Source organism: Acidimicrobiales bacterium, from assembly GCA_041394245.1.
GTDB lineage: Bacteria > Actinomycetota > Acidimicrobiia > Acidimicrobiales > Aldehydirespiratoraceae > JAJRXC01.
Genome location: JAWKIR010000003.1, coordinates 312,210 through 338,338 on the forward strand (window position 1 = coordinate 312,210; position 26,129 = coordinate 338,338).

The following is a 26,129-nucleotide window of genomic DNA, read 5'->3' on the forward strand; positions in this document are numbered from 1 at the left end:
TAAGAAAGGTTCTCGAGAGTGTCGGGACGGAAACGGAGAGAGGTTACTAGTGAGTGGACTGACCGATGCAGTTGGGCCCTTCGGCCTCCTGCCCGGTGGTGTTGGTCCCGATGGCGGGACCCTGGATGATGGTGCCGGTGTCGACGGTGAGGGAGCCGTCGGATCCGATGGTCATGGCGAAGCGATCCATGCCGCGCGGGGCCGGCCCGCCACGCTTCTCGCCGACCTGGTTGTACTGGGAGCCGTGGCACGGACACTCGAACCACTGTGAGGTCGCGCAACTCGGGACACGGCAGCCCAGGTGCGGACACTTCTGGTAGAGGGCGATGATGCCCCCGTCGAGGCCCAGCTGGATGCCGGCGGTCATGCCGCTGAGTTCGTTGGCCGAATACACCTTGTTGGCTTTCTCGATCGCGCCGTTGGGGTATTCGGTGAGCCACATGCGACCCTCAGCCTTGTACAGGAAGCCGTTGGCGCCGCGGATCTGACCAAGGAGATCGCTCACGAGACCGACCTTGATCGCCGAGCCGAACCCGCCACCGAGCTGGGGCCACAGGAACGCGATGCACGCCGTGCCGAAACCGGACAGACCGAGGGCGAACATCAGCACGATCGAACGGTTGAAGAACTGGCGGCGAGTCACGCCGATCATCTCGGGGTCCGGTGGCACGTACGGCGCCGGCGGCGCACCGGCGCCGACCAGGGCCAGTTCCCTGGATGCGTTCTTGCGCTCGATGAGTGCAGCCTTCTCCACCTGCTTGCCGGTGAGTTCGGCCTCGGAGCCGAGCACAGAACTCGCCTCGTCGCGCTTCTTCGTCTCGCGCGACAGCACACCGACCGCTTGGTCGGTTTGGCGCGAGCGCATGCCGGCGGCCACGGCGACGAGGGCCAGAACGGCGACGACGATGATTCCGATTACGAGCATGAGATGCCTCCTCGGGGCGAATCCATCAGAGTTCGAAGAAGAGTCCGGCTTCCCATGGGAAGACGAAGTTGAAGCCGGGACCACGGAAGAACGAACCGATCATCACGAGCACGGCCCAGAACATCAGGTGAATCGTCATGAGCGAGACCGCGAACTTGCGATCCTCGGGCTTGTTGGACGGGTTCTTGTCGATGTAGGGCGCCAGGATCAGCACGAAGAGGCCCATGCCGGGAATGGTCACACCCGCGACCATCGGATGGAACATCGTGAGCAGTTCCTGCAGGCCGAGGAAGTACCAGGGAGCCTTCGACGGGTTCGGGGTCTCGTTGAAGTTCGCGAGCTCGAGCAGCGGCGCATTGACGAAGATAGAGAAGATCAGGGTGAACGCCGTGATGAACAGCGCAGCCGCGAACTCGATCACGAGCAGGTGCGGCCACACATGGACCTTGTCCTGCGGCACGGCCTTGACGTCCTGGATCGAACCCGACTTGACGACCGTGAGAAGCCGCTGGGTGTGACCACCGGGGCCGGTGGCCAGCGGCGCGGCGCCCGCGGCTGCGGGTGCAGCCGACGGAGGAGCTGCGGTGGCGACGGCGCCACCACCGGCATCGCCGTCGGCCTTGGCCTTGGCGGCCTTTGACCGTTCGAGGAGATGGGCGGGGATCTTCGATGCCGCCGCCTGCTGCTCGGCCGTGAGTTCGGCCTCCTCTGCGGGCGCGGCGGACTCTGCCTTGGCCGCAGCGGCTTTGGCTCGGGCCTCTTCGGCTCGCTTGCGGAGATGTTCTGGGACTTCGGTCATGTCGTGTTCTCGTCTCTTTCCGGCCCAGCCCTACAGCGGACCCGAGATGCCGCCGTCCTTGCGCACCCGCCAGAAGTGGATCGCCATGAAGATGACGATCACGAACGGGAGCATGAGGACGTGGAGCACGTACCAGCGCAACAAGGTGTCGGTACCGATCTCGACGCCGCCGAGCAGCACGAATCTCACCTGATTACCGAAGACGGGGGTGTACCCCATCATGTTCGTTCCCACGGTCACGGCCCAGAGTGCGAGCTGATCCCACGGCAGCAGATAGCCGGTGAACGAGAGCAGCAGCGTGAGCATCAAGAGGATCACGCCGATGACCCAGTTGAACTCGCGAGGTGGCTTGTAGGCGCCGTGGTAGAAGACGCGTGCCATGTGGAGGAACACGGTGAGCACCATCAGGTGCGCTCCCCACCGATGCATGTTGCGGACCAGGAGACCGAAGGTCACCGAGGTCTGCAGGGTGTAGATGTCGTCCCACGCCGCCGCGGCGGTCGGGCGGTAGAAGAACATCAAGAAGATGCCGGTGACCGTGAGCAGGATGAAGAGGAAGAAGCTCAGCCCGCCGAGGCAGAGGGTGTAGCTGACCTTGACTGCGTGACGCTTCACCTTCACGGGATGGAGGTGGTACATCACCGAGTTCATGATCACGTAGGACCGGTTCCTCGGACTGTCGGTGTAGCCCTTCCGGAAGATCGAGCCGGGACGGAAGATCGAGTTCCATGCCTGGCTCGAGACGATGTCGTCGCCGAGCTGGGACATGGAGTCCTGCATCCGCTGCGGGAGCGGCTTCTTGATCTCTTCGTCGGTGTCGTTCGCCATGATGCGTAGTTTCTCCTGCGTCGCCCGGCTCAGCCGAGACGCATTCCGTATCCGTAGCCGTGGGTGTTGGTTCGTTGGTGCGAGTCGCCGGCAGCGGCGGGATCACCGATCTTGCCGAGGATGATCACACCGGTGGGGCAGCGATCGACACACAGCGCGCAACGGGTGCACACGTCGTCGTCGATCGTGAAGATCACGTGGTCGTTGGGGTCGACGCCCGGCTTCTCGGTGCCGATCGCTTCGTCGATGGCATCGGGGCGCACCATGTGGATGCACTTCCACGGGCAGATGTCGACACAGCCCTCGCACATGATGCACTCGGCCTGGTCGATGTGGATGAACTGCTTGGGCTTGACCGCCTGGCTGAGCCATGCCGCGTCGACTTCCTGGAGCACGTAGTCGTCGCGAAACACCGGCATCGGTGGGTTGGCATCGGTCGTGGTCACGACGACGAACCCTCCTTCACCAGCGGCCGGCCGAAGCTCGAACGGGCCGGTGCCGTCTCTTCTTGACCCTTGCCCCGGTTCTGCCAGACGCCCCACAGCCAGATGTTGCCGCCGAGCATCACGCCGTAGATGCCGACCGCGATGATGTGCTCGATCACCTGATAGTTGAGCGTGATCGGGTTCCAGCCACCCTCGGGCTGCGGCTTCAGGAAGCCGCCGGGACCGTGGAGGAACTTGTCGGAGCGCCAGTTGAGCTCGTTCTCGGCCCACACCAGCCACTGGTGCGGCACGACCCCGTAGACCCAGAACATGAGGAAGAAGACGACGAAAGCACCGAGCATCGCCTCGCCCCAGGTGTGGGGCTGGCCCACCGGGCGCCGCTTCGAGTACGCGACGATGCCCGAGACGAGCACGGCGGTGATGATGACAGACATGGTGAAAGCAACCACGAGCGGCTCCTGGTGGAGTCGTGGATTCAAGGACCTCGTGAATCCACGCACAAGTGTAGACCCGAGTAGACGCACCACCCGGGTTGAGCGAAGGTTTACCACGGGAAAAGTCGCCCGGACCCAATCCGGCGCCGCGGAAATCTCGGACCGGTGCGATTCCCTCCCCAAGTTGCTCCAACGTGGGACACTGGCTCTATCCTGCGCACGGTCTGTTCCAACACAGATCCTGTACCAAGAGATCTTGTCCTGACCCCGCACCGGAGACGACGGTGACCGAAATACCCGAGCACCTGCTCAAGAAGGCCGCAGAAGCCCGAGCCCGCCTCAGCGGCGAAGGCGGCGACGCCCCCGCGGCCGACGACGCCCCCGCCGCGGCGGCCACCCCGGCATCGACCGCACCCGTCCCCGCAGCAGCCGCCGCGCCCGCGGTACCGGAGCCGGAACCCGAGCCCGTCCCCGACACCCCGTGGGTCGCCGCGGCGAAGGCCCGCAAGACCATCCCGGTATGGGTCATGCCCGTGCTGCTCTTCCTGCCGATCTGGGCGATCTACTACGTCGGCTACCTCGAGCGCCCCCCGGTCACCGGCGGCTTGGCCTTCGAGGGCGAAGAGATCTACGCCCAGTGCGCCGGCTGCCACGGTGGTGGCGGCGGCGGCGGCACCGGCCGACAGCTCAGCGACGGCGAGGTGCTGCTCACCTTCCCGTACGGCATCACCGACAGCGGTTACGACGGCCTCGCCGGGCAGATCGCCTGGGTCGCGAAGGGCACCAACGGCACCCGCGACATCGACGGTGGCCCGAACTACGGTGATCCCGATCGCCCAGGCGGCGCCCACGCCATCGGCAGCTTCGGCAACATGGCCGGGTTCACCGGGCTCAGCGTCGAGGAGCTCGGCGCCGTCGTGTTCCACGAGCGGGCGCAGTTCGGCAACATGGACGCCGATGCCGTCATCGAGGAGCTCGAGGTGATCGAGGAGTGGATCGTCGTGATGGAGGAAGAGGGCATCGAGGTCGATGGCCTTCCCTACGACACCGTCCACGAGACCCTGCAGACCGCCCGGTCCAACCTCGGCCTCGAGGCCGGCTGAGTTCTCGACCGCCCGCTCAGGGGCGGGGCTCGTCGTTCGCCCGCGCCACCAGTCGAGCGCGCAGGGCATCGGCCAGCGCCGACAGCTCCGGGTCGGCGGCGAGCATGTCCATCTTGGCGTCGATGACCACACCATCGACCGGCCAGTCCAACACCCACGCGGTGAACGTCTCCGCCAGGTCCTCGTGGGCCGACGTCGACGCATAGTCGTTCACGAAGTCCGCAGCGTCGACGCCCGCGGTGTCGCCGGACCAGAAGCGGTCGGCGAACGCCGCCAGCACCGAACCGGGGGCCGCGCAGCCGAGCTCGATGGCGGTGCCCGTGCACCCGTCGACCTCGCCGAAGGTGAAGACCTCCCGATCGAGGGTCACCACATGGGACAGTTCGTGGACGATCGTCTCCTCGATGAGCGCACGATCCGCGAGGTCGGCGACGTCGAGACTGAGAATCCATCCACCGGTCGCCGACGGGTGCACGACGCCGACGAGGCCGCGGGGTGACTCGCGTACGACGGAGAGCTGGGCGAGCACCGCGCGCTGCTCCTGCGGCCAGATCCCATCGACGATCTCCCAGACGGCTGCGAGCTCACCGGCGAGCTCGTCGCGGGGCCGGCCGTCGATGATGACGACGTCACCGATCCGCTCGACGTCCTGGCGGTAGTTGACCCGTTCGACGATGCGGGCCGTGTCGTCGCCGAGGGCGACGCCGGCCGTGCCGATCAGCGTGGGCGGCGCGCCGTCGTCCCACGGAGCGGCGAGGTTCACGGCCGCGGCGATGCCCACAGCGGCCGAGAGTGCAGTGATCCGAGCGCGTGTTCCGAGCATCATTTCCGTCCGGTCCCGAGGATATGGACCCGCGCCGGACAGTTCATGGGTCGGAAGCACCAACAGCCGGCATCCAGCGGCGAGACTGGGACGGCGACTCGACCTTCGGAGGCCTACGGGTGGACATCACGACGACCGAGGAATGGGCGGCGATCGTCACCCACGCCAGCGGGTTCGACGGATTGGAGCTCCGGCGGCTCTTCGCCGGTGATCCTTCGCGGGCCGAGGAACTGACGCACACGGTGGGCGATCTCGTGGTCGATCTCTCGAAGCACCGGGTGACCGCACCGATCCTCGCCGACCTGGTGGCGCTGGCCGAACGCGCGGGCCTCGCCGAACGGATCGCGGCCATGTTTCGTGGCGACCACATCAACACGACCGAGGACCGCGCCGTCCTGCACACCGCACTGCGAGCACCGATCGATCGGGTGATCGACGTCGACGGCAGGAACGTGGTCACCGACGTTCACGACGTCCTTCACAAGATGGCCGCGTTCACCGACCGCGTCCGCGACGGCGACTGGACCGGCCACACCGGCGAGGCCATCGACACGATCGTCAACATCGGCATCGGGGGCTCCGACCTCGGTCCGGTGATGGCCTACGAGGCCCTCACCGCGTTCCACCACCCCCGCCTGCGCTGCCGCTTCGTCTCCAACGTCGACGGCAGCGACATCCGGGAGGCCGTCCGCGATCTCGACCCGGCCACAACACTGTTCGTCATCTCGTCCAAGACGTTCACGACCCAGGAGACGTTGACCAACGCCCATTCCGCCCGCCGCTGGCTGACCGACGCCCTCGGCGACGACGCCGTGGCCGCTCACTTCGTGGCGGTCTCGACCAACGCCGACGAAGTCCGTGCGTTCGGGATCGACACCAACAACATGTTCGGATTCTGGGACTGGGTCGGCGGCCGCTACTCGGTCGATTCCGCCATCGGCCTCAGCCTCATGCTCGCCATCGGCGCCGAGGCATTCGCCGAGTTCCTCGCGGGGTTCCGGGTCGTCGACGAACACTTCGCCGACACACCGTTCGACCGCAACGTGCCGGTGCTGCTCGGGTTGATCGAGGTCTGGTACCGGACGTTCAACGATCTGCCCACCCGAGCGGTCCTCCCCTACTCGCGGTATCTGCACCGCTTCCCGGCCTACCTGCAACAGCTCGACATGGAGAGCAACGGCAAGCGGGTGCGCGCCGATGGCGAACCGGTGACCTACCAGACGGGACCGATCGTGTGGGGCGAGCCGGGCACCAACGGCCAGCACTCGTTCCACCAGCTCCTGCACCAGGGCACCACCGTGGTTCCCGCCGACTTCATCGTGATGGTCGACCCCGACCACACCGACGCCGAGTTCGCGGGCAGTCGGACCCATCACGACCTCCTCGTCGCCAACTGCCTGGCACAGTCCGAGGCGCTCGCCTTCGGCAAGAGCGCCGAAGAGGTGGCCGAGACCGAGCCGGATCCCGCGCTGGTCCCCCACCGGACCTTCCCCGGCAATCGGCCCTCGACCACGATCATGGCCCTGCGGCTCACGCCGTCGGTGCTCGGCCAACTGATCGCGTTGTACGAACACCAGGTGCTCACCCAGGGCGTGGTGTGGGGCCTGAACTCCTTCGACCAGTGGGGCGTCGAGCTCGGCAAGGTGCTCGCCCAGGCGATCGTGCCCGAGCTCACCGATGCCGACGCGCCGCTCCATCACGACGCATCGACCAACGCCCTGATCACCCGCTACCGGACGATGCGAACCCGCTGACCATACGTTCTGGGGTCAGACACCCATACCTTCTAGCGGGCGACGATCAGCTGGAACTCGACGGTTCCCTGATCGGCGATCGAGACCACGACCCGTGCGGAAGGCGGCGTGATGCCGAAGTCGTCCCACACGATCTCGGCGCTGCCGACGATGACGCCGAAGCCGTCGTCGCGCACGTTGGCATCAATGGTGAAGGTGACCGGGTTGGTCACACCCGCCACCGTGAGATCACCCTCGATCGCGAAATTCTGGGCGGGTCCGCCCACCTCGATCGACGACACGTCGACGCCCCCGTCGAAGGTGAACGTCGCGTTCGGGAAGTCGGAGGTGTTGACGGTCCGCTTGATCGCACCCTCACGGCGGCTGTCGTTGGACACGATCGCATCCATGTCGACCGTGATGTCGGCCCCCGTCAGGGTGCCGTCGGCGATGGTGACCGATCCGGTCACGTTGCCGGAGCGACCGACGGCGGTGACCTCACCGACCGTCAGCTCCTCGGCCACCCGGAAGCCGGCGAAGCTGCCGCTCGCGGTGTCGAAGTCGAACTCGCCGATCTCGTCATCGACCACCCACGTGCCGTCGATGCCCTCGGGAGCCGTGGTGTCGGAAGCGGTGTCGTCGTCACCGCTCTCGTCGCCGGCCAGATCGGCATCGAGCTGATCGTTGGCAGTGCCGACGTCGACCGCGTCGGGCGCATCGTCCTTGAAGAAGACGAACCACACGGCAACGGCGACCGCCACCACCGCGAGAAGTCCGCCGCCGATCAGATACTTCTTGTTCATTGCTGGTGCTCCTCGAGGGATGATCAGAGAGTCTTCGCCACGAGGCGAACGGCTTCGATTGTGGCCGCCACGACGTCGCTACTGTGGGCAAGCGACGGAAACAACGCCTCATAGGCCCCAGGGGCCAGGGCGACGCCGGCATCGAGCATCCCGTGGAAGAAGCGTTCGTAGACGCCGTTGTCGCAGATGGCCTTCGCCGATTCGAAGTCGGTCGGCGCCGTGTCGCCGAAGAAGAGCCCCAGCAGCGGACCCACCCGTGGGACGGTCGCGGTGACCCCGGCGTCGGCGAACGCGGCGATCATCCCGGCCTGCAACTCGGCCGCAGTGGCGCTCAGCTGTTCGTACGCCGTCGGCGTGAGCTGCTCGAGCTGGGCCAGACCGGCCGCCATCGCGAGCGGGTTCCCCGACAGGGTCCCGGCCTGGTACACCGGACCCAACGGGGCGAGGTGCGACATGATCTCGCGCGACGCGCCGAACGCACCGACCGGCAGACCGCCGCCGATGACCTTCCCGAAACACCAGATGTCGGGCCCGACGTCGAACCATTCGGCGGCACCACCGCGGCAGAGTCGGAACCCGGTGATCACCTCGTCGAAGATCAACAACGCGCCGACCGCGTCACACGCCTCGCGCAAGCCGGCGAGAAATCCGGGTGCCGGCTCGACGAGGCCCATGTTGGCAGCGACGGGTTCGACGATCACGGCGGCGACGGTCGCATCCAGTTCGGGAACGACGTTGTAGGGCGCCACGATCGTGTCGGCGACCGCGCCGGCCGTGACCCCTTCGGACCCCTTCAGGCCCTGCTGGGCGACACCGGAACCACCGGCGACCAGCAGCGCATCGGAGTGTCCGTGGTAGTTGCCGGCGAACTTCAGGATCCGGTCACGACCGGTGGCACCGCGGGCCAACCGGATCGCTGTCATGGTGGCCTCGGTGCCCGACGACACCATCCGAACCATCTCCATGCCCGGAATGCGGCGACACATCTCCTCGGCGAGGAGCACCTCGGCCTCCGTCGGGGCGCCGTAGCTCGTGCCACGAGTGGCCGCGTCGTTCACCGCCGCGCTGACCGCGGGGTGGGCATGGCCCAGGATGCAGGGTCCGTAGCTCTGCACGTAGTCGATGTAGCGGCGGCCCTCGACGTCGTAGACGTAGGCCCCCTCGGCGCGGGCGACGAAATAGGGCGTGCCACCGACCGACCCGAAGGCCCGCACCGGCGAGTTCACACCTCCGGGGATGACCGCCCGGGCACGCGCGAACAATTCCTCGTTGGTCGGACCGCTCACTGCATGCCCCATCGCAAGGTCATTCCGTTCGCTGCGCTCACTGCATGCCCTCGGCCAGCAGACGGGCGAAGTAGGTGAGGATCAGATCGGCACCGGCCCGCTTGATCGCCAGCGTGTGCTCGAAGGCGACGGCGTCGAGCTCGAGCCAACCCCGCTCGGCGGCCGCGTGGACCATCGCGTACTCGCCGCTCACGTGGTACGCCGCGATCGGGATGTCGACCTCGGCCCGGGCTCGGGCGATCACGTCGAGGTAGGGCAGCGCCGGCTTCACCATGACGATGTCGGCGCCCTCGGCGATGTCTTCGCGGATCTCCTCGAGTGCCTCACGGGCGTTGGCGACGTCTTGCTGGTAGCCCTTGCGGTCGCCGCCGCCGACGATGGTCACGTCGACCGCGTCGCGGAACGGACCGTAGAGGGCGGTCGCGTACTTGGCCGCGTAGGCCAGGATCGAGATCTCGTCGAAACCGGCATCGTCGAGCGCTTCGCGTATGGCGAACACCTGGCCGTCCATCATCCCCGACGGCGCCACGATGTCGGCCCCGGCGGTGGCCTGGGCGACGGCGATCTGCTCGTAGAGCTCGAGGGTGGCGTCGTTGTCGGGCTGACCGGTGGTGTCGAGCACGCCGCAGTGCCCGTGGTCGGTGTATTCGTCGACACACAGATCGGCGACGAGCACGAGGTCGTCGCCGTGGTCGTCGCGCAGGTCCTGCAGTGCGAGCTGGACGATGCCGTCGGGGTTCCACGCCTCGGACCCCTCGGCGTCCTTGTGCTCGGGAACCCCGAAGAGGATCACCGAGGGAACGCCGAGATCCTTCAGCTGCCGGACCTCTTCGCGCAGCGACGCCCGGGAGTGCTGGAACTGCCCGGGCAGCGACGCGATCGGCTGCGGCTCGTCGATGCCCTCGCGCACGAACAGCGGAGCGATGAGATCGTCGGGATGCAGCCGGGTCTCACTCACCATCCGACGAAGAGCGGGCGTTCGACGAAGTCGGCGCAGACGACGCTGGGGAAAGGTCACCCCGAGAGGCTACCGAGGCGAATCGGGGCGAGCGGTGTCGCGAAGCGCAGCCGCGTGCCGCGCCCGCACCTGACGATCGACGGCACGGGCGAAATCGCCGTGGACGTTGCGGATCTCCACCCAGCGCCCGGAGCCGTCGAGGCGCACCGTCACCCGCCGTCGACTCGCCACGGTCGACAATGCTCCCCGCACGACGAACCCGCCCACGAGCGCCACCAGGAGCAGGACCACTGCCACCGACTCGTTGGAGAACGGCAGCCATGCGAAGAAGGAGCCGGGAGCGAGCAGCGCCGCGACCCCGGCCGCGAACGCAGCGATCGGGATGATCCCGGCCCAGTTCGCCAGACCGATGATGCGGTTCTGATCGGCCAGCGCCTCGTGGGTCATCGGGACCGCGCCGCCGACCCGACCCGGCCGCCGGGCGAACGACCACAGCAGAGCGATCGCGACGATGCCGAAGGGGCCCAGGAACAGCAAGAAGAGCCACCAGGGCTGGAACCCGCCCTCGTTGCTCTCGATGCCGACCAAACCATCCGCCGGACGGCCGGTGCGGGAGCACACCATCGGGAGATCGCCGACCACGAAGTCGTCGACGGGCACACGGGTGACGTAGCCCTGGGGGTTCCACATGATCGTCACCCTAGGCCGACCCGGCCGAACGGGAAATCGAGCAGCGACTCGAGCACGAGGTCGGCGTCGTGCGGCGGGTCGAGGACGGTGATCCGGTTCGGCACGACGAAGCAGGTCATCCCTGCCGCCTTGGCCGACGCACATCCGTGGCGCGAGTCCTCGATCGCCAGGGCACCCGAGGGGTCGACGCCCAACTCGGCCGCAGCCGCGAGGAAGAGGTCGGGGGCCGGCTTGCCACGATCGACGTGGTCGCGGGTGCGGATCGACGCGAAGTGGTGGATCAGTTCGAGTCGTTCGAGATGGGGTTCGACCCAGGACGTCGGCGAACTCGATGCCACGGCGAGGGGGATCTCGGCCCGGATCGCGGCGACGATCACCTCGACGACGCCGGGGAACACCACCATCTGCTGGTGCCACTCGGCGCGACGCCGACCGGCTGTCTCGAGCGCCGCAGGGTCGGGCGGCTCGCCCAGGGCTTCCTCCAGCATCTCCGGCAGTGTCTGGTTGTCGGCCAGGCCGATGCCCTTCACCCATTCCTCGAGTGCGAGGTCGAGTCCGTGGGCCCGGAACGCGTCACGAGCGACTTCGTAGATCGGCCATTCGGTGTCGGCGATCGTGCCGTCGAAATCGAAGACGATGGCCGCGGGCCTCACAGCGAGAGGTGTTCGTCGGATCGCAGCGCGGTGGCCATGGTGAACGCCGCTCCACGGAGCGTACGCAGGCGATCGTTGACCGCCCGGATGCGACTCTCCTCGATGTCGTGTCCGTTGGCGGGATGGATCGTCACATCCCTGAGGCTGCCCATGCCACCGAAGGCGGCCAGGAGATGGCCGAGGGCATCGGGATGCCCGTCGGCGATGAGGCGTTCATCGCGGTCGATCCAGTCGGCCCACCGGTCCTCGCCCCACTTGCGAAGGAGCGCCTCGAGTTCGCGGAGCACCCGCAACAGATCGTCGCGTTCGGGGCTGGCAGTCAGACGGGCCATCCCTCCAGATTGGCCCAACTCGGAGCTCGACGGGGGGCAGTCAGTCGATGTCGAGAACGAACCAGTGGTGCGCGTGGGGTTCGTCGTTGAACGCCGGTACCTCGACAAAGCCTTCACTCCGATACAGGGCGATCGCCTCGGTGAGAGCCCGGTTCGTGTCGAGTCGGACGCGACGCAGGCCCATCGCCCGCCCCTCGTCGACCAACCGGCGAAGGAGCCGGCGGCCGACCCCGCGGCCGCGAGCTGCCTCGCCGACCCACATCCGCTTGATGTCGGCGACGCCGGGTTCGATCGTCTTCAGTGCCCCGCATGCCACGGGCTGTCCGCCGAGGCGGCCGGCGATGAACAGTCCGTTCGGTGGACTGAGCTCCTCGGGCGGGGTCGCCAGCAACGCGTCACGGTCGAGACCCGTCTCGAACCGCTCGTCGATCTCGGCGAAGTACTGCGCCAACAACCACTGGGCATCGGCCGACGCGGCCGGTTCGGGCCGGAGCAGGACCAGGTCCGAAGCTGCCGCGGCGATGGCGTCGACCAACCCCGGGATCGTGTGCTCCTCGGCCTCGATGTCGACCCTCAGGTCGAGCGCCGTCGCCTGTGCCGACGTCGCCGGGCCGATGGAGGCGAGCACGGGCGGAAGGTTCGCCCGACCGACGCCGTCGACCAGATGGCGGACGGTCGACGCCGACGTGAACGCGGCGACGTCGGCGTGCCTGCACGCCACGGCGTCGTCGTCCGCAACCGGCACCCCGAGGGTGCGGTACGCGGCGATGTCGCGCACGGCCCACCCCCGAGCCTCGAGGCCCTCCGGGAGGACGGCTCGGGCCTCCTCGGCCCGAGCGAGCAGCATCGTCGCTCCCGCCATCGGCGGGTCGGGCAGCGACGCGAGCAGTCCCTCGGCGATCGACGACGGCGGCATGAGGTCGACCCGGATCCCGAGGGCCTCCGCGCGGGCACGGGTGCCCGGGCCGATCACGGCCACCGACACGTCGTCGGCCAGCGGTCGGTCCCGGAGCACGGCGCCGACGCGGGCGGCGCCGTTGGGACTGCTGATGACCAGCCAGTCGCCCGGGCCGAGGGCCGCCAGACCGTCGCGCAGGGCTGCACCACCATCGGGCGGATCGGCGATCTCGATCACCGGCACCGGCACCGGCACCGCTCCACGGTCCTCGAGCGCTTCGATCAGGGAGGCGGACTGGTCGCGAGGCCGGGTGACGACGACCCGCACGCCGTCGAGCCGACCCGCAGTCACCGGGCGTCCGCCAGGAGGTCGGCCCCGCCCGCGTCGTCGAGCAGGAAGCGGGCCACGGATCGGCCGAGGGGCTCGGGGTCGACCCCCGAACGGCGCTCCCTGATCAGCACGCGACCATCGAGGGTGGCCAGCATGCCGACCAGCTCGATCTGGTTGCCGACCAGCACGGCGTGGGCTCCGGCCGGAAGATCGCAGTCGCCCCCGAGTTCGGACAGGAACGCGCGCTCGGCATCGACGGCCCGTCTGGTCTCCGGATGGTCGATCGCTCGCACCGCCGCGATCGTCTCGTGGTCGTCGACGCGGCACTCGATGGCCAACGCGCCCTGCGCCACCTGCGGCAGCATCACCGACGGATCGAGACGATCGATGACGGGCGCCGAGAGCCCGAGCCGATCGATCGCGGCCGACGCCACGACGATCGCGTCGAAGTCCGCGGCCTTCTCCATCCGGGTCGGCACGTTGCCGCGGAGCTCCGAGAACCGGAGATCGGGACGAAGCCAGGCCATCTGGGCACGGCGCCGGACCGAACCGGTCGCCACGTGGGCCCCGGGCGCGAGGTCGTCCCATCGGCATCCGACAAGGGCGTCACGGGCGTCGGCCCGCTCCGGTATGGCGACCAGCACCAGCCCGTCGGGCGTCTCGGCCGGAAGGTCCTTGCCGGAATGCACGGCCAGGTCGGCGCGCCCATCGAGCACCGCGGCCTGGACCTCTTTGACGAAGACGCCCTTGCCGCCGATGGCGTGCAGCGGGGTCGACTTGTCGCGATCGCCCAGGGTGGAGACGATGACCTCCTCGACACCGTCGCCACCGTGATCGATCAGGAGCGCGCCGACGTGTTGCGTCTGCCAGCGCGCCAGTGCGCTGCCTCGTGTGGCCGCCCGCATGGTCATCAGCCGCGCTCGCTCAGAGATCGAAGAGATCGCGCAGCGACTCGGCGAGACGATCGCCGCGAGCACGTCCGGCCGCGTCCTTCAGCCGAACCGTCGGCTCGTGGAGCAGCTTGTTGACGATGCCCTTCGTCAGCGCTTCGACGGCGTCTCGCTCAGCGGGGCTCAGGTCCGCGAGCTTCGATGCGAACCGATCGATCTCTGCGGCTCGGATGCTCTCGGCCTCGGCGCGAAGTTCCGAGATCAGCGGGGCCACCTCACGGGCCGACATCATCGCCTGGTACCGGTCGACCTCGGCGTCGACGATGGCGCGAACGCTCTCGACCTCGTTGTTGCGTCCCTCGAGACCTTCGTCGATGAACGAGCCGATGTCGTCCATGTCGAGCAGTGTCACACCGGGGATCCGGCGGGCGGTGGGATCGACATCGCGCGGCACCGCGACATCGACGATCACCAGATCGCGACCGTCACGTTGCGACGTGAGCGCACCGACGTCGGCGGCTTCGAGGATCAGGTTCTGGGCACCGGTCGTCGTCACCAGCACATCGACGCGTGCCAGCGCGACGCTCAACTCCTCGAGCGGCACGGCCCGGCCGCCGCACGCATTGGCGAGCCCGACGGCGCGCTCCCAGGTGCGGTTCGCGACGAGCACGTCGGCGGCACCGGCCTTGGCCAGCGACTTCACGGTGCCTTCGGCCATCTCGCCGGCACCGATGACGAGCACGGTGCGGCCTTCGATGCCGCCGATGCGGTCGTCGGCCAACGCGACCGCAGCCTGCGAGACCGAGGCGATGCCCCGGGCGATCGAGGTCTCGGTCCGGGCCCGCTTGCCGGTCTCGACCGCGTGACGGAAGAGTCCGCCGAGTGCCGAACCGACGGTTCCCTCGATGCGAGCGGCCTCCCACGCGTCGCGTACCTGACCGAGGATCTCGTGTTCGCCGACCACGGCGGAGTCGAGTCCGGCGGCCACCGAGAAGAGATGGCGCACGGCTTCGGCATCGTGATGGGCGTAGAGGTGATCGGCGACGTCCTCGGGGGCCAGGCCGGCCTGGAGCGCGAGGAACTCACGCACGTCCTGATAGCCACCGTGGAACCGTTCGGCGAAGGCGTAGACCTCGATGCGGTTGCAGGTCGAGAGGACGACGACCTCCGAGAGGTGGTCGGCCTGGCCGAGACCCGACAGGACTTTTGGCATCGCACCGGGCGCGACCGTCATCCGCTCGAGCTTGGCGAGCGGGGTCGACCGGTGGTTACAACCGATGGCGACGATCGACACGAGGACAGCCTTGTGGTGGGAGAGCGATCGGAGACCGCGAGCTGTCTCCAGACTGACGGAAGGAGAGGGGTTTTGCCAACCCCTGGATCGGAACGGCGACCGGTGTCACATCGATCCGGTGACCGGGAGATCCCGTTGGAGATGGAATCCGAGGATCTGCAGCTCGGTCGACAGGTCGACCATTCGCACCTCGACGTGTTCGGGAACGCTGACGACGGTCGGTCCGAAGTCGAGGATCGAACGCACCCCGGCGGCAACGAGGAGGTCGGCCGTTTCCTGCGCCGCGCTGGCCGGCGTCGCGATCACACCGATGGCGACCCCGTGTTCGGCGACGAGACCGGCGAGCGCGTCGGGACCGTGCACGGGGACACCGTCGACCGTCGTGCCCACGATCGCGGGATCGACGTCGATGGCGGCCACCACCGGGAAGCCGCGCTCGGTGAAGCCCGTGTGCTTGGCAAGGGCCCGACCCAGGTTGCCGAGTCCGCACACCACGACGGGCCAGGTGTTGGCGACGCCGAGGGCTCGACTCACCTCGAACGTGAGATGCCGCACGTCGTAGCCGACCCCGCGGGTGCCGTGGGTGCCCAGATAGCTGAGATCCTTGCGGACCTTGGCCGCGTTGACCCCGGCCCGCTCCGCGAGGACGTCGGACGAGGTCGTGGTCTCCCCGGCCGCCGCCAGTTCGGTGAGGCTGCGCAGATAGACCGGTAGTCGAGCGACCGTCGCCTCGGGGATGTGTGCTGTGGCCACGGCCCCACGGTACGACAACTCGTGAACATTTTCACAAGCTCCGAGCGCACTCGACGGGGCCGGGTGTCCGGGGGCTAGCGGAGCTCCCGGCGCAGCACCTTGCCGCCGAGACCCCGCGGGATCTCGTCGACGACATCGATCTTGGTGGGGCACTTGTAGCGGGCGAGTTCGGTGGCACACCAGTCGATCAGCTCGTCCTCCTCCACCGCCCGATCGGCACGGGGGACGATGAAGGCCTTCACCGCTTCGCCACTGTGGGGGTGCGGCACACCGACCACACCGGCTTCCGCGACGGCGGGATGGGTCTCGAGCACCCGCTCGACCTCGGCGGGGAAGACATTGAACCCACTGACGATGATGAGATCCTTCGCCCGGTCGACGAGGTACAGAATCCCGTCGTCGTCGACCACCGCCATGTCGCCGGTGTGGAGCCATCCGTCGGCATCGAGCACCCGCGCCGTCGTCTCGGGATCGTCGAGGTAGCCCGAGAAGACGTTGGGGCCCCGCACCAGCAGCTCGCCCGTGTCGCCGATGTAGACGTCGGCACCGTCGGCATCCACCAGCCGCACCTCGACGCCCGGTATCGGGCGACCGATCGACCCGATCGGGTCATCACCCGACGCGACCGTCACCGAAGGACTCGCCTCGGTGAGCCCGTAGCCCTCGTGGATCCGGAAGCCGAGCCGCTCCTGCGCATCGCGCACCACCCGATCGGGGATCGCCGCCGCACCGGAGATCGCCAACCGGAGCGAGGCGAACGAGGCGGGACCGACATCGTCGACCTGGGTGAGTGCCGACCACATCGTCGGCGGACCGGCGAGGACGGTCACCTTCTCGTGCTCGATCGTGTCGATCATCGACGTCGGATCGAAGCGCTCGACGAGCACGAGCGTGCTGCCGACCCACAGGGCGAGGTTCAGGATGGAGTTGAGGCCGAGCACGTGGAACATCGGCACGACGCAGATCGAGACGTCGTCGGGTCGCGTCACCTGGTCGGGCCGCGACAGCATCTGGCGCAGGTTGGCGGCGAAGTTGCCGTGGCTCAGCATGGCCGCCTTGGGACTTCCGGCCGTGCCGCTCGTGAACAGGAGGGCGCAGAGATCATCGTCGGCTCGCTCGACGATGGGCGCGCCGTTGTCGAACTGCATCGCCTCGTCGAGGTCGACCGCGCCGGCGAGATCGGCCCCGGCCGGTGCGAAGACGTGCTCCAGCAGCGGGACCTTCGCGCGGTCGAGATCGGCCAGCACCGCAACGCCGGCGGGCCCTGCGATGACCGCCCGGACCCCTGCGGCGACGAGCTCGCGTTCGACCTCGGGCGCCGGCGCCTGGGGATTCAGGGGCACCGCCACGAACCCGGCTCCGATGACCGCGAACCAGGCCCGCACGAACCGCGGGTTGGTGCCGCACAGGATGGCGATCCGATCACCCTCGTCGAGACCCAGACGGGACAGCACCCCGCGGGTGGCATCGATCTCGTCGCGCAGCCGCCCGTAGCTGATGCGGTCGCCACCGGCGACGATCGCCGTGCGGTCGCCGGGGTGGTCTTCGAGAAGGGTCGCGAGGTTCACCCGCGAATGATGCCACGCGTCGCGTATCCGATCGGATGTCGGCTCAAGGTTGACCGTCGGCGGCCGAAGGGAACAACGCCATGCATCGCGCCCCGGACACCCGACGCCAGCGAACCCCGATCCGTGTCCTCGTGGTCATGGTCGCGACCCTGGCCGTCATCGGTTCGTTCCTCTGGCAAGGGCCTGAACCCGTCGCCGCATCCTCGAGCGACGAAGCCGCGTTCGTCGCCGCGCTCAACCAGATCCGGGCCGACAACGGGCTCGCGCCGTTCACGGTCAACACCGAACTCGCGAACCTGGCACGGGGTCACGCCCAGGTCATGGCCGACGCCGGAGAGATCTTCCACGCGAATCCGATCAGTGCGGGGTTCACGGGCGCATGGCAAAAGCTCGGGGAGAACGTCGGCGTCGGCGCCAACGTGCAGGTCCTGGTCGACGCGTTCGTCGCCAGCTCGGGGCACTTCGCCAACATCATCGATCCGTCGTTCACCCAGATCGGCGTCGGTGTGGTGTGGAAGGACTCTGCGCTCTACACGACCCACCGCTTCCTCCAGACTCCGGGCACCGCCCCCACCCCGACCGCACCGCCCACCACCGTCCCCGCGCCACCGGTCACGACGAGCCCCCCTCCCCCGTCGACCACTCCCACGCCGACACCGCCCTCGACCACGACTGCGCCCACCACCACGACGACGACGATCGCGCCGCTGCCCGAACCGGCGGTCACCGCCGAGCGGGTCGTCGCGCTCCTGGAGATGCTCGACCAGGTCGGGACCTGAGGTCGTGACCGCGTCGGACGAACCGTCGATCGTCACCCGCGCCCTCTCCCGATCGTTCGACGGTCGGATCGCGGTGGACGGGCTCGACCTCGAGGTCCGTCGCGGAGAGGTGCTCGCCCTGCTGGGCCCGAACGGCGCCGGCAAGACCACCACCGTGCGCATGCTCAACGGCGTGCTGACACCCGACCGGGGTGAGGCACGGGTGCTCGGCCTCGACCCGACCGTCGACGGCGACGCCGTGCGCCGCCGTACCGGCGTGTTGACGGAGAATGCCGGGCTCGACGACCGACTCACCGCCCGCGAGAACCTGGAGTACACGGCCCGGATGCGCGGCTACTCGATCGCCGAGGCCCGGACCCGTGTCGATGCGCAACTCTCGCGGTTCGCGATGCAGGAGATGGCCGACCTGCGGACCGCCGGCTTCTCGACGGGTCAGCGCAAACGCCTCGCCCTCGCCCGCGCCCTCCTCCACGACCCGGAGATCCTCTTCCTCGACGAACCCACATCGGGGCTCGATCCGGCGGCCACCCGCGACGTCACCGACCTGATCGGCACGCTCGCCCGTGAACACGGCCGTACCGTCATTCTCGCGACCCACTTCCTCGGCGAGGCCGGCCGGGTCGCCGACCGGATGGCGGTGCTCGACCGCGGGCGCCTGCGCGCCCTCGGCAAGCCCGACGATCTCGCCGCCGAACTCTGGGACGGCGTGCCCGCCGATCTCGACTTCGGCGGACCCGTCGACCAGGCGGTGCTCGACCTGGTCGGCAGCGTCGACGGGGTGCTACAGGCCGAGGCCCGGGCCACCGGCGCGACCATCGCGATCAGGGACCGCGCCACCATGGCCCGGATCCTGGCCACGCTCGCCGGTCGGGAGATCGACGTGTTCGGTGCCACCGTCCGTCAGGCATCGATGGAGGACATCTACTTCGCGCTCGAATCGAGCTTCGCGGCGGAGACGCAATGACCGCATCGACCACGCCCAACGTGCACGCGATCCGAGCGATCATCGCTCGCGATCTGCGCGCCGTGCGCCGCAGCAAGGCCGTCGTCATCCCCATGCTGACCGTTCCGGTGATCCTGATGGTCATCCTGCCGCTCGTCGTCGGCTACGCAGCCCGGCGGGCCAGCCGGACCGGGGCGCGCATCGAGTTCCTCGACTCGCTGCCGTCGCAGCTGGCCGATCCCATCGCATCGTTGCCCCAGGAAGAACAACTGTTGACGCTCGTGCTGGGCTTCCTCCTCGCGCCACTGTTCCTGATCGTTCCCCTGATGGTCTCGGCAGTGCTCGCCGCCGACGCATTCGCGGGCGAGAAGGAGCGGCGCACGATGGAGACGTTGCTGCACCTGCCCATCGCCGATCGCGACCTGTTCATCGCGAAGTTCCTCACGGGATTCCTGCCTGCCGTCGCCATCTCGTGGATCGGCTTCGCGTGCTTCGCCGTGGTCGCCAATGCAGTGTCGTACGGCATCGTCGACGGGCTGGTCGTGCCCAACGCGCTCTGGCTCATCGTGATCTTCTGGGTCGCCCCGGCGATCGCCACGCTCGGACTCGGGATCATGGTGCGTGTCTCGGCTCGCTGCCGCACCACGCAGGAAGCCAACCAGCTCGGCGGAGCGGTCATCCTCCCGCTCGTGTTCCTGGCGGTCGGGCAGTCGACCGGGCTGCTCCTGGTCGACGCACCACTCGCCCTGGCGATCGGCGCGGGAATCTGGGTCGTCGCGATCGCGCTCGTGGTACGCGGCGCGAGCCGCTTCACCCGCGACCGCGTTGCCGGCGACAGCTAGCGGGCGAGCAGGAAGAACTGCAGCGCGCCGGCCAACAAGATGGCCAGCAACAGGATCGCGATCACGAGCGTGGTGCCGCTCCTCATGACTGCCGCCGTCCGAGCTCGACCGAGGTGACCACCCGCGGGTTGGGGTCGCCGTCGAGCGTCGAGATGCGGATCTCGGCACCCTCGGCCAGCCCGAACTCGGCCGCCGCCGACGAACGGGCCACGGCGATCGAGAGCAGCCCACTGGAGTCGACGACCAAGCCGACCCGGCCGGTGGGCACGTCGTCGTAGGCAGCGGCGCGCACCGCGACGCGGTCGTCGTCGCCGATCCTCATGGTCAGGTGTTCGCCGAAGGCTGCGAGTTCGAGCGGGTCGACATTGAGCTGACAATTGCCGAACCGGTCGACCCAGAGCACCTCGGCGACCAGCGTCTCCCCCTCGATCTGGCTCACCGGAAGGATCCCCGGCATCAGGCCGGCGGGTTCGATCTCGGGTCCGAGGTCGGTCAACGGCACACCGTTGCACAGGTGGGCGGCGGCCGGTGCGAACACGTCGCGACCATCGAACGTCGCGCCGCCGGCAGCTTCGAGGCGATGATCGGGCGAGGTGAGTTCGACGGCCCGGGTGGCTCCACCGACGAGTCCGACCGCAGGGGCGAGCAGCCCGTTGTCGGGGCCGATCAGGTACGAGGCCCCGTCGCCGACCTCGATCGCGATCGGGCGACGGCTCGTGCCGACACCGGGGTCGACCACTGCGACCACCACACCCGGACAGAGATAGTTGGCGGCCCGGGCGAGGGCGAGCCCGCCGGCCCTCGTGTCGTAGGGCGCCACGCCGTGGGTCACGTCGATCACCGTGACGTGCGGTGCGATCGATCGGATGACCGAGTGGACGACGCCGACGAACTCGTCGCCGTGACCGAAGTCGGACAGGAACGAGACGGTGTCGAAGCGCGCACTCACGGACGCGACGCTACCGGCGCCTCGCCCCTGCCGGTCAGTCGGACCCGAGCTCGCGGGATCGCGCCGCGGCGGCCCGCACCACGTCGGCGACCAGATCGAGGAAGTTCGCGTCGGCGAACACGGCGAGACCCGCCGCCGTCGTGCCTCCCTTCGACGTGACGTTGGTGCGTAGCACGGCGGGGTCCTCCCCGGACTCCGACAGCAACGTGGCCGCACCGAGCAGGGTCTGGCGGGCGAGTGCGTCGGCCGTCTCCGGGGCGAGCCCTTCGGCGATGCCGGCGGCGATGAGCCCCTCGGCGAGATGGAACACGTAGGCAGGCCCCGAACCCGAAAGACCGGTGACCGCGTCGAGATCCGGTTCTTCCACGGTGACCACGAGTCCGACCGCGGACAGGATCCCATGGGCCCACTCGAGATCAGCCGCCGTCGCGTGGGTGCCCGCCGCGATGGCGGCCGCGCCCTGCCCGACGAGCGCCGGGGTGTTGGGCATGGATCGGACCACCGCTGCGCCGTCGCCGAGCCCGGACTCGATCGCGCCGGTCCGCACTCCCGCGGCGATCGACAGCACGCGTCGGACCCCGGCCGTCGCGAGCGCCGGGAGAATCGCAGACACGACATCGGGCTTCACCGCGATGACGGCGTCGATGCCGGGCAGCGCAGTGTCGGCGATCGACAGGCCCGGCAGCGTCGCCGTCAACTCGGCCTGGCGGGCGGGCGACGGTTCCACGACGTGGAGCTCATCGACCCGGGCCCACCCGTGGTCGATCATCCCGCCGAGGAGCGCCTCGGCCATCTTGCCGCCACCGATCATCTGGAGCTTGATCACGGATCGACACCGTAGGCCCCCGACCGGCCCGTCACATGGGAAAGCCCGGTGGAGACGAGAACAGCGCACTTCCCCGAGCGCCGCGCATCTCCACCGGGCATAGCATGATACTACATGAAACGCATTGACATGCAATACCGGGATCGACGCTCCGAACCGGCTAACCGCATCCGATGGCGTCGAGGGAGAACTCACCGACCGTGAGCCCTCCGTCGACGATGCCGTCGGCAGCCAGGCCGTCGGCCACGATCCAGAACACCTGCGGCCACCCTCCCTCGTCGCTCATCTCCTCGAGGATCGACCATTCGTGTGATGCAGCCATGGCGTCGACCGCAGCCTGAGCGGCAAGGGTGTCACCCTCCGCCCTCGCCCGGGTCCACTGGTCGACCCACGCACACCCGACCGCACCGGTCACCTCGGCACCGAGCTGGTAGCGATCCTTCAACTCGGTGCTCGACGTGAGTGCCGACACGTCGAATCCGTCTGGCAACGAGATGTCGGCGAGCATCTCGCCCACGACGACGGACCGCTGGGCGTTCTGGACGACACTGTCGGGCATCGCGGAGAGCCAGGTATCGAGATCCACCCGCTGCAACGCCCGCAGCACGTCAACGAAGTCGGCCTGACGCCCAGGCGTTCGCGACGCCACGACCCCCGACGGTGGTTGGCGATCACCCGCCGTGCCACCCCGTAGAGCCACAACCGCGCCTCCTCACCCGGCGGCACCTCGTCGATCCGACGCCAGGCGACCGCAAACGTCTCGGCGACCACGTCGGCGGCGTCCTCGGTCGGGACCACTCGGCGCAGCGCATAGCCGAGCAACCTCCGAAAGTGCGCGTCGTGGAGTTCGGCGAATCGGTCTTCGCGCTCGCTCGCACCCATCGGATGTCACACCTCGATCCTCGGAGGTCGGCCCCCCTGGCGATCACATGTCCGGAAGTGGACCCGTCGTTTCACCCGTCATCGGAATCGGCTCGCGAATCCGAGGCGCATCGCGGGGCGGAAGATCAGCTCGACGGCGGCCCACATGGACCCGAGGATGCGGTCGAGCTCGGCCTCGGTCACTGCGGCGACCGGCAGCGAACCCCGCAGGAAGATGGCCTCCTCATCGCCGATCTCGAGGTGCAAGCCGGTCAGCTTCCGATTGCGGCGCAGCAGGTGCTCGTAGACCGCAGCCTGGTTCTCCTCGGGTGCGGGCATCAGGTAGGTCTCGAACGCCAGGGTCCGCTGACCGAGCGTCCACCACGCGGTCCAGACGTCCTTCTCCTCGCCCCGCAGGCGAATGAACCATCGCACCAGGTCGTCGTCGGAACGTTCGACGGCCTCGATCGCCGGGTTCTCGTCCTTCTCCGACGCGAGCCATCGGTCGATACGTGCTTCGAGTTCGGCGAGCTCTTCGGCCGTGGCCGGCGGGGACTGCACCGGTTCAGGCCAGACAGTCGACGGGCTCGCGCAGGCTGAGGTCGGCGTAGACCCGCCGCAGGCGCGCCGCCATGGTGGTCCAGGTGTAGCTCCTGGCCGCCGCAGCGGCTTGGCGGGAGAGTTCGTCGGCGAGCAAGGGCGAGTCGAGGATGCGACGCGTGGCGGCGGCGTAGTCGCGCGGGTCGCGGCCGCTGATGCGGTAGCCGGTGCGTCCCTCCTCGATGAGCGTGCGCAAACCGCCCACATCGGACGCCACGACCGGAGTGCCGCACGCGGCCGCCTCGAGCGCGACCAGCCCGAACGACTCGCTGCGCGACGGGACGAGGCAGACATCGGCCGCCCGGTAGTAGGTGGAGAGCACGTGGTGGGGCTGTGGCGGCACCATGGTGACCCGGTCGACCAGCCCGCGATCGGCGATGAGCTTTTCGATCTTGTGGACCTCGTCGTCGCCCTCGAGCCCGCTCGAGCCGCCCACGATGAGGAGCCGGGCATCGTCGAGACCGAGCTCGGCCAGAGCCTCGACGGCGACATCGACGCCCTTGAGCGGCTGGATGCGGCCCACGAAGAGCAGCAGCGGCGCGTCGCCCAGCCCCAACGCGGTCCGCGCGCCATCGCGGGTGCCCGGCGAGAAGAACGCGTGGTCGACACCGGGTGGCACGACCTCGACCCGGTCGGGGTCGGCGCCGTAGTGGGTGACGAGTTCGTGCAGTTCGGTGACCGAGTTGGCGGTGATCACATCGGCACACCGGATCACATCGGTTTCGGCATCGACGCGTCGCTGGGGTTCGTGGTCGCCGGTCTCGGCCTTGACCCGGGCGAGGGTGTGGAACGTCGTCACGAGCGGCAGCTCGAGCCGATGCTTGAGCCGATGCCCTGCGACCCCGGAGAGCCAGTAGTTGGCATGGATGACATCGACCGGCCGGTCCACCAGGTCTCGCTCGACGGCGTCGGTGAACTCGTCGACGATGTCGGGCAGGTCCTCCTTGGCCAACCCGATCGGCCCCGCGTCGACGTGGACGACACGGAACCCCGGTTCGACTTCGACCACGTCGGGAAGATCGTCGGTCCACCGGCGCACGTAGACATTCGCATCCGTGCCCGCCTGCGCGAGCGACGACACGAGTTCACGGATGTAGACGTTCATCCCGCCCGCGTCGCCGTGACCCGGCTGGACCAGGGGCGACGTGTGGAGGGAGAGGACCGCGACTCGGCTCACGACCGGCTCCAACCCGTGGCAGGGGCTGAACATTCCCTGACATCGGGCTGCCCGAAAGCGCCGGCGGCGAGCGGAGCGCAGATCATGCGGGAGCGGTCGGCGCCTCTCCGGCGGCGATGCGACGAGCCAGCTCGTCGTTGAGTGAATCGATGGTGTGGTGCAGCGACCGGCGGCTGGTCGACAGCTGCTCCTCGAAGTTGCGCAGCGCGATGACCGCGGCGGACAACTCGTCGGCGCCCAACACGGCGACCTCGGTCATGATCGACGGACTCACGGCCCGGTCGAGCAACGCGCTGAGCGGTTCGACCACGGAGTCGGGCGGATCGAGCTCCTGATCGACGCGACCGGAGCCAGGCGCGCGCACACCGTCGCTCAGCAGCTCCGGCAAGCGGGCGACGAGATCGGCGAGGTCGCCGCCGCCACCCTCGGCACGCTGCTTGGTCTCCGCCACGATGACATCGAGTCGCCCCTGGGCGAGGCGTCGCACATACGACACGCCGTTCTCCAGATCGGTGCACTCTGCCCGCATGACCCGGAGATCATCGGTGGAGGCCTCGCCGAGACCGGCCAGATACCCGGGCTCCAGTACTCGTTGCAGATCAGGGATCATCGTGGGTCTCGCTTCTGCCTCTTCGGACTCGGCATCCTACCGGGACGGACGCGACGCGTCGGATCCGCCCGAAACGGGCGGCAGGACGGCGACCTCGTCGGTCTCGACGACGGGATGATCACGCGCCACCGCCTCGCCGTTGCACCACACGGTCGCGGTTTCGAGCACCCCCGCGAAGCCGTCGCCGTATTTCGCCACCGCCGCGTCGAGCACATCGCCCACGGTCGCTCCGGGGAGGGAATCGCTCCTGGTGCCCGCGGCCTCGCGGGCCGACGCGAACAAGCGGATCTGGACCATGGGCTCCACCGTATCGGCGCGGGATCACCCGGCCGATCGCCATCCCCGCCACTGTCGGTGCGCGCCGGTACGGTCGACGCTGATCATGCTGAACGTGCTCATCGCCCGACACGGGCAGTCCGAGTGGAACGCAGCCGGCCGCTGGCAGGGCCAGGCCGACCCACCCCTCTCCGACCTCGGTCGCGCCCAGGCATCGGGCGCAGCCGGCCAGCTCGGCGCGTTCGACGCCATCATCGCCAGCGACCTCGACCGGGCGCTCACCACAGCGATGATCATCGCCGACCGTTTGGGCATCGGGCCCGTGCTCGTCGAGCCCGCCTTTCGCGAACGACATGCCGGCGAGTACCAGGGTCTCACCCGCGACGAGATCGAGGAGCGCTTCCCCGGCAACCTCGATGCCGGCATCTGGCCGCCGGGCTGGGAGCCCGACACCGACGTGCACCGCCGCGTCGACGAGGCACTCGAGCGCGTCCGTCGCGAGATCGAGATCGGCGACGTGCTGATCATCTCGCACGGTGGGGTGATCTACAGCCTCGAGGGGCATCACGGCGCGCCCCAGGAGCGGATCGCGAACCTCGGCGGCCGCTGGTTCCACCACGACGGACGGGGTTGGCGGCTGGGCGAACGTGTGCAGCTGTCGCCCGACGACATCACCATCGAGAACCAGGACATCCTCTGATGAGGCCGACCCGTCCATGA

The 26,129-nt window shown here is 68.7% G+C and carries 30 protein-coding genes; 6 read left to right on the forward strand and 24 right to left on the reverse strand.

Going from position 1 to position 26,129, the window contains the following annotated elements; all coding sequences use genetic code 11:
- Window positions 1–46 precede the first annotated feature (46 nt).
- The 5 genes from R2707_16090 to R2707_16110 are packed head-to-tail and all read right to left on the reverse strand — an operon-like array spanning window position 47 to window position 3,432.
- Window positions 47–925 carry a ubiquinol-cytochrome c reductase iron-sulfur subunit gene (locus R2707_16090; GenBank protein MEZ5246620.1) on the reverse strand — a complete coding sequence of 293 codons (879 nt, stop codon included), beginning with the start codon at window positions 923–925 and terminating at the stop codon, window positions 47–49.
- A gap of 25 nt (window positions 926–950) precedes the next feature.
- Window positions 951–1,724 carry a menaquinol-cytochrome c reductase cytochrome b subunit gene (locus R2707_16095; GenBank protein MEZ5246621.1) on the reverse strand — a complete coding sequence of 258 codons (774 nt, stop codon included), beginning with the start codon at window positions 1,722–1,724 and terminating at the stop codon, window positions 951–953.
- A gap of 30 nt (window positions 1,725–1,754) precedes the next feature.
- The gene (gene extP / locus R2707_16100; GenBank protein MEZ5246622.1) at window positions 1,755–2,552 is read right to left on the reverse strand and encodes a selenite/tellurite reduction operon b-type cytochrome ExtP; all 798 of its coding nucleotides are present in this window, start codon (window positions 2,550–2,552) and stop codon (window positions 1,755–1,757) included.
- A gap of 29 nt (window positions 2,553–2,581) precedes the next feature.
- Entirely contained in the window at window positions 2,582–2,998 is a 417-nt protein-coding gene (locus tag R2707_16105; GenBank protein ID MEZ5246623.1) for a 4Fe-4S dicluster domain-containing protein, read from the reverse strand.
- Window positions 2,995–3,432: a hypothetical protein gene (locus R2707_16110; protein ID MEZ5246624.1), complete on the reverse strand. Its 438-nt coding sequence runs from the start codon at window positions 3,430–3,432 to the stop codon at window positions 2,995–2,997. The genes R2707_16105 and R2707_16110 overlap by 4 nt, the downstream gene beginning before the upstream one ends.
- Before the next feature lie 284 nt (window positions 3,433–3,716).
- On the opposite strand from R2707_16110, the gene R2707_16115 reads away from it, so the two are divergent.
- The gene (locus R2707_16115; GenBank protein MEZ5246625.1) at window positions 3,717–4,535 is read left to right on the forward strand and encodes a hypothetical protein; all 819 of its coding nucleotides are present in this window, start codon (window positions 3,717–3,719) and stop codon (window positions 4,533–4,535) included.
- A 16-nt stretch (window positions 4,536–4,551) separates the two neighbouring features.
- Here R2707_16115 and R2707_16120 read toward each other — a convergent pair whose 3' ends face one another.
- Entirely contained in the window at window positions 4,552–5,361 is an 810-nt protein-coding gene (locus R2707_16120) for a hypothetical protein (protein MEZ5246626.1), read from the reverse strand.
- A gap of 116 nt (window positions 5,362–5,477) precedes the next feature.
- Here R2707_16120 and pgi point away from each other — a divergent pair, with 116 nt between their 5' ends.
- On the forward strand, window positions 5,478–7,112 hold the full coding sequence (pgi, locus tag R2707_16125) for a glucose-6-phosphate isomerase (protein ID MEZ5246627.1): 1,635 nt from the start codon (window positions 5,478–5,480) through the stop codon (window positions 7,110–7,112).
- A 32-nt stretch (window positions 7,113–7,144) separates the two neighbouring features.
- Here the strand turns inward: pgi and R2707_16130 are convergent, their stop codons facing one another.
- The 11 genes from R2707_16130 to R2707_16180 form a co-directional block, all read right to left on the reverse strand.
- Complete coding sequence (locus R2707_16130) at window positions 7,145–7,894, reverse strand: YceI family protein (GenBank protein MEZ5246628.1); 750 nt, start codon at window positions 7,892–7,894, stop codon at window positions 7,145–7,147.
- A 23-nt stretch (window positions 7,895–7,917) separates the two neighbouring features.
- Window positions 7,918–9,180 (reverse strand): glutamate-1-semialdehyde 2,1-aminomutase, encoded by a 1,263-nt coding sequence (gene hemL, locus R2707_16135; GenBank protein ID MEZ5246629.1) that lies wholly within the window; start codon window positions 9,178–9,180, stop codon window positions 7,918–7,920.
- A 37-nt stretch (window positions 9,181–9,217) separates the two neighbouring features.
- Window positions 9,218–10,198 carry a porphobilinogen synthase gene (gene hemB, locus R2707_16140; GenBank protein MEZ5246630.1) on the reverse strand — a complete coding sequence of 327 codons (981 nt, stop codon included), beginning with the start codon at window positions 10,196–10,198 and terminating at the stop codon, window positions 9,218–9,220.
- A 9-nt stretch (window positions 10,199–10,207) separates the two neighbouring features.
- A complete protein-coding gene (locus R2707_16145) occupies window positions 10,208–10,828 on the reverse strand; it encodes a hypothetical protein (protein ID MEZ5246631.1) in 621 nt (206 codons plus the stop codon).
- A 5-nt stretch (window positions 10,829–10,833) separates the two neighbouring features.
- Entirely contained in the window at window positions 10,834–11,481 is a 648-nt protein-coding gene (locus R2707_16150) for an HAD-IA family hydrolase (protein MEZ5246632.1), read from the reverse strand.
- Window positions 11,478–11,813, reverse strand: coding sequence for a hypothetical protein (locus R2707_16155; GenBank protein ID MEZ5246633.1), 336 nt, complete (start codon window positions 11,811–11,813; stop codon window positions 11,478–11,480). The genes R2707_16150 and R2707_16155 overlap by 4 nt, the downstream gene beginning before the upstream one ends.
- A 40-nt stretch (window positions 11,814–11,853) precedes the next feature.
- Window positions 11,854–13,062, reverse strand: a complete 1,209-nt coding sequence (locus R2707_16160) for a uroporphyrinogen-III synthase (GenBank protein ID MEZ5246634.1) — start codon at window positions 13,060–13,062, stop codon at window positions 11,854–11,856.
- Window positions 13,059–13,952: a hydroxymethylbilane synthase gene (hemC, locus tag R2707_16165; protein ID MEZ5246635.1), complete on the reverse strand. Its 894-nt coding sequence runs from the start codon at window positions 13,950–13,952 to the stop codon at window positions 13,059–13,061. The genes R2707_16160 and hemC overlap by 4 nt, the downstream gene beginning before the upstream one ends.
- 13 nt (window positions 13,953–13,965) lie before the next feature.
- Window positions 13,966–15,225 carry a glutamyl-tRNA reductase gene (locus R2707_16170; protein ID MEZ5246636.1) on the reverse strand — a complete coding sequence of 420 codons (1,260 nt, stop codon included), beginning with the start codon at window positions 15,223–15,225 and terminating at the stop codon, window positions 13,966–13,968.
- Between the two features lie 105 nt (window positions 15,226–15,330).
- Window positions 15,331–15,978 (reverse strand): redox-sensing transcriptional repressor Rex, encoded by a 648-nt coding sequence (locus R2707_16175; protein MEZ5246637.1) that lies wholly within the window; start codon window positions 15,976–15,978, stop codon window positions 15,331–15,333.
- Between the two features lie 74 nt (window positions 15,979–16,052).
- Window positions 16,053–17,546, reverse strand: coding sequence for an AMP-binding protein (locus tag R2707_16180; GenBank protein ID MEZ5246638.1), 1,494 nt, complete (start codon window positions 17,544–17,546; stop codon window positions 16,053–16,055).
- Window positions 17,547–17,626: 80 nt separating this feature from the next.
- On the opposite strand from R2707_16180, the gene R2707_16185 reads away from it, so the two are divergent.
- Genes R2707_16185 through R2707_16195 form a run of 3 tightly spaced genes read left to right on the forward strand, consistent with a single transcriptional unit; the run spans window position 17,627 to window position 20,110 of the window.
- Window positions 17,627–18,325, forward strand: a complete 699-nt coding sequence (locus tag R2707_16185) for a CAP domain-containing protein (protein MEZ5246639.1) — start codon at window positions 17,627–17,629, stop codon at window positions 18,323–18,325.
- Window positions 18,326–18,329: 4 nt separating this feature from the next.
- On the forward strand, window positions 18,330–19,289 hold the full coding sequence (locus R2707_16190; protein MEZ5246640.1) for an ABC transporter ATP-binding protein: 960 nt from the start codon (window positions 18,330–18,332) through the stop codon (window positions 19,287–19,289).
- Window positions 19,286–20,110, forward strand: coding sequence for an ABC transporter permease subunit (locus tag R2707_16195; GenBank protein ID MEZ5246641.1), 825 nt, complete (start codon window positions 19,286–19,288; stop codon window positions 20,108–20,110). The genes R2707_16190 and R2707_16195 overlap by 4 nt, the downstream gene beginning before the upstream one ends.
- A gap of 82 nt (window positions 20,111–20,192) precedes the next feature.
- Here R2707_16195 and R2707_16200 read toward each other — a convergent pair whose 3' ends face one another.
- The 7 genes from R2707_16200 to R2707_16230 form a co-directional block, all read right to left on the reverse strand.
- Window positions 20,193–21,059 carry an SAM-dependent chlorinase/fluorinase gene (locus R2707_16200; protein ID MEZ5246642.1) on the reverse strand — a complete coding sequence of 289 codons (867 nt, stop codon included), beginning with the start codon at window positions 21,057–21,059 and terminating at the stop codon, window positions 20,193–20,195.
- A gap of 34 nt (window positions 21,060–21,093) precedes the next feature.
- On the reverse strand, window positions 21,094–21,885 hold the full coding sequence (gene proC, locus R2707_16205) for a pyrroline-5-carboxylate reductase (protein MEZ5246643.1): 792 nt from the start codon (window positions 21,883–21,885) through the stop codon (window positions 21,094–21,096).
- Window positions 21,886–22,045: 160 nt separating this feature from the next.
- Window positions 22,046–22,534 (reverse strand): hypothetical protein, encoded by a 489-nt coding sequence (locus tag R2707_16210; protein MEZ5246644.1) that lies wholly within the window; start codon window positions 22,532–22,534, stop codon window positions 22,046–22,048.
- A 311-nt stretch (window positions 22,535–22,845) separates the two neighbouring features.
- Entirely contained in the window at window positions 22,846–23,307 is a 462-nt protein-coding gene (locus R2707_16215) for a YbjN domain-containing protein (protein ID MEZ5246645.1), read from the reverse strand.
- 4 nt (window positions 23,308–23,311) lie between these two features.
- Window positions 23,312–24,523, reverse strand: a complete 1,212-nt coding sequence (locus tag R2707_16220) for a glycosyltransferase (protein ID MEZ5246646.1) — start codon at window positions 24,521–24,523, stop codon at window positions 23,312–23,314.
- 82 nt (window positions 24,524–24,605) lie between these two features.
- A complete protein-coding gene (locus R2707_16225; GenBank protein MEZ5246647.1) occupies window positions 24,606–25,133 on the reverse strand; it encodes a hypothetical protein in 528 nt (175 codons plus the stop codon).
- A 36-nt stretch (window positions 25,134–25,169) separates the two neighbouring features.
- Window positions 25,170–25,430, reverse strand: a complete 261-nt coding sequence (locus R2707_16230) for a MoaD/ThiS family protein (protein MEZ5246648.1) — start codon at window positions 25,428–25,430, stop codon at window positions 25,170–25,172.
- Window positions 25,431–25,515: 85 nt separating this feature from the next.
- On the opposite strand from R2707_16230, the gene R2707_16235 reads away from it, so the two are divergent.
- A complete protein-coding gene (locus tag R2707_16235) occupies window positions 25,516–26,109 on the forward strand; it encodes a histidine phosphatase family protein (protein MEZ5246649.1) in 594 nt (197 codons plus the stop codon).
- The last annotated feature ends 20 nt before the right edge of the window (window positions 26,110–26,129 follow it).

Coding starts and splice junctions, on each gene's coding strand:
- R2707_16090 (MEZ5246620.1), bottom strand. CDS start 925: ATGCTCGTAATCGGAATCATCGTCGTCGCCGTTCTGGCCCTCGTCGCC.
- R2707_16095 (MEZ5246621.1), bottom strand. CDS start 1,724: ATGACCGAAGTCCCAGAACATCTCCGCAAGCGAGCCGAAGAGGCCCGA.
- extP (MEZ5246622.1), bottom strand. CDS start 2,552: ATGGCGAACGACACCGACGAAGAGATCAAGAAGCCGCTCCCGCAGCGG.
- R2707_16110 (MEZ5246624.1), bottom strand. CDS start 3,432: ATGTCTGTCATCATCACCGCCGTGCTCGTCTCGGGCATCGTCGCGTAC.
- R2707_16120 (MEZ5246626.1), bottom strand. CDS start 5,361: ATGATGCTCGGAACACGCGCTCGGATCACTGCACTCTCGGCCGCTGTG.
- R2707_16130 (MEZ5246628.1), bottom strand. CDS start 7,894: ATGAACAAGAAGTATCTGATCGGCGGCGGACTTCTCGCGGTGGTGGCG.
- R2707_16145 (MEZ5246631.1), bottom strand. CDS start 10,828: ATGTGGAACCCCCAGGGCTACGTCACCCGTGTGCCCGTCGACGACTTC.
- R2707_16155 (MEZ5246633.1), bottom strand. CDS start 11,813: ATGGCCCGTCTGACTGCCAGCCCCGAACGCGACGATCTGTTGCGGGTG.
- hemC (MEZ5246635.1), bottom strand. CDS start 13,952: ATGACCATGCGGGCGGCCACACGAGGCAGCGCACTGGCGCGCTGGCAG.
- R2707_16185 (MEZ5246639.1), top strand. CDS start 17,627: ATGCATCGCGCCCCGGACACCCGACGCCAGCGAACCCCGATCCGTGTC.
- R2707_16195 (MEZ5246641.1), top strand. CDS start 19,286: ATGACCGCATCGACCACGCCCAACGTGCACGCGATCCGAGCGATCATC.
- R2707_16225 (MEZ5246647.1), bottom strand. CDS start 25,133: ATGATCCCTGATCTGCAACGAGTACTGGAGCCCGGGTATCTGGCCGGT.
- R2707_16230 (MEZ5246648.1), bottom strand. CDS start 25,430: ATGGTCCAGATCCGCTTGTTCGCGTCGGCCCGCGAGGCCGCGGGCACC.
- R2707_16235 (MEZ5246649.1), top strand. CDS start 25,516: ATGCTGAACGTGCTCATCGCCCGACACGGGCAGTCCGAGTGGAACGCA.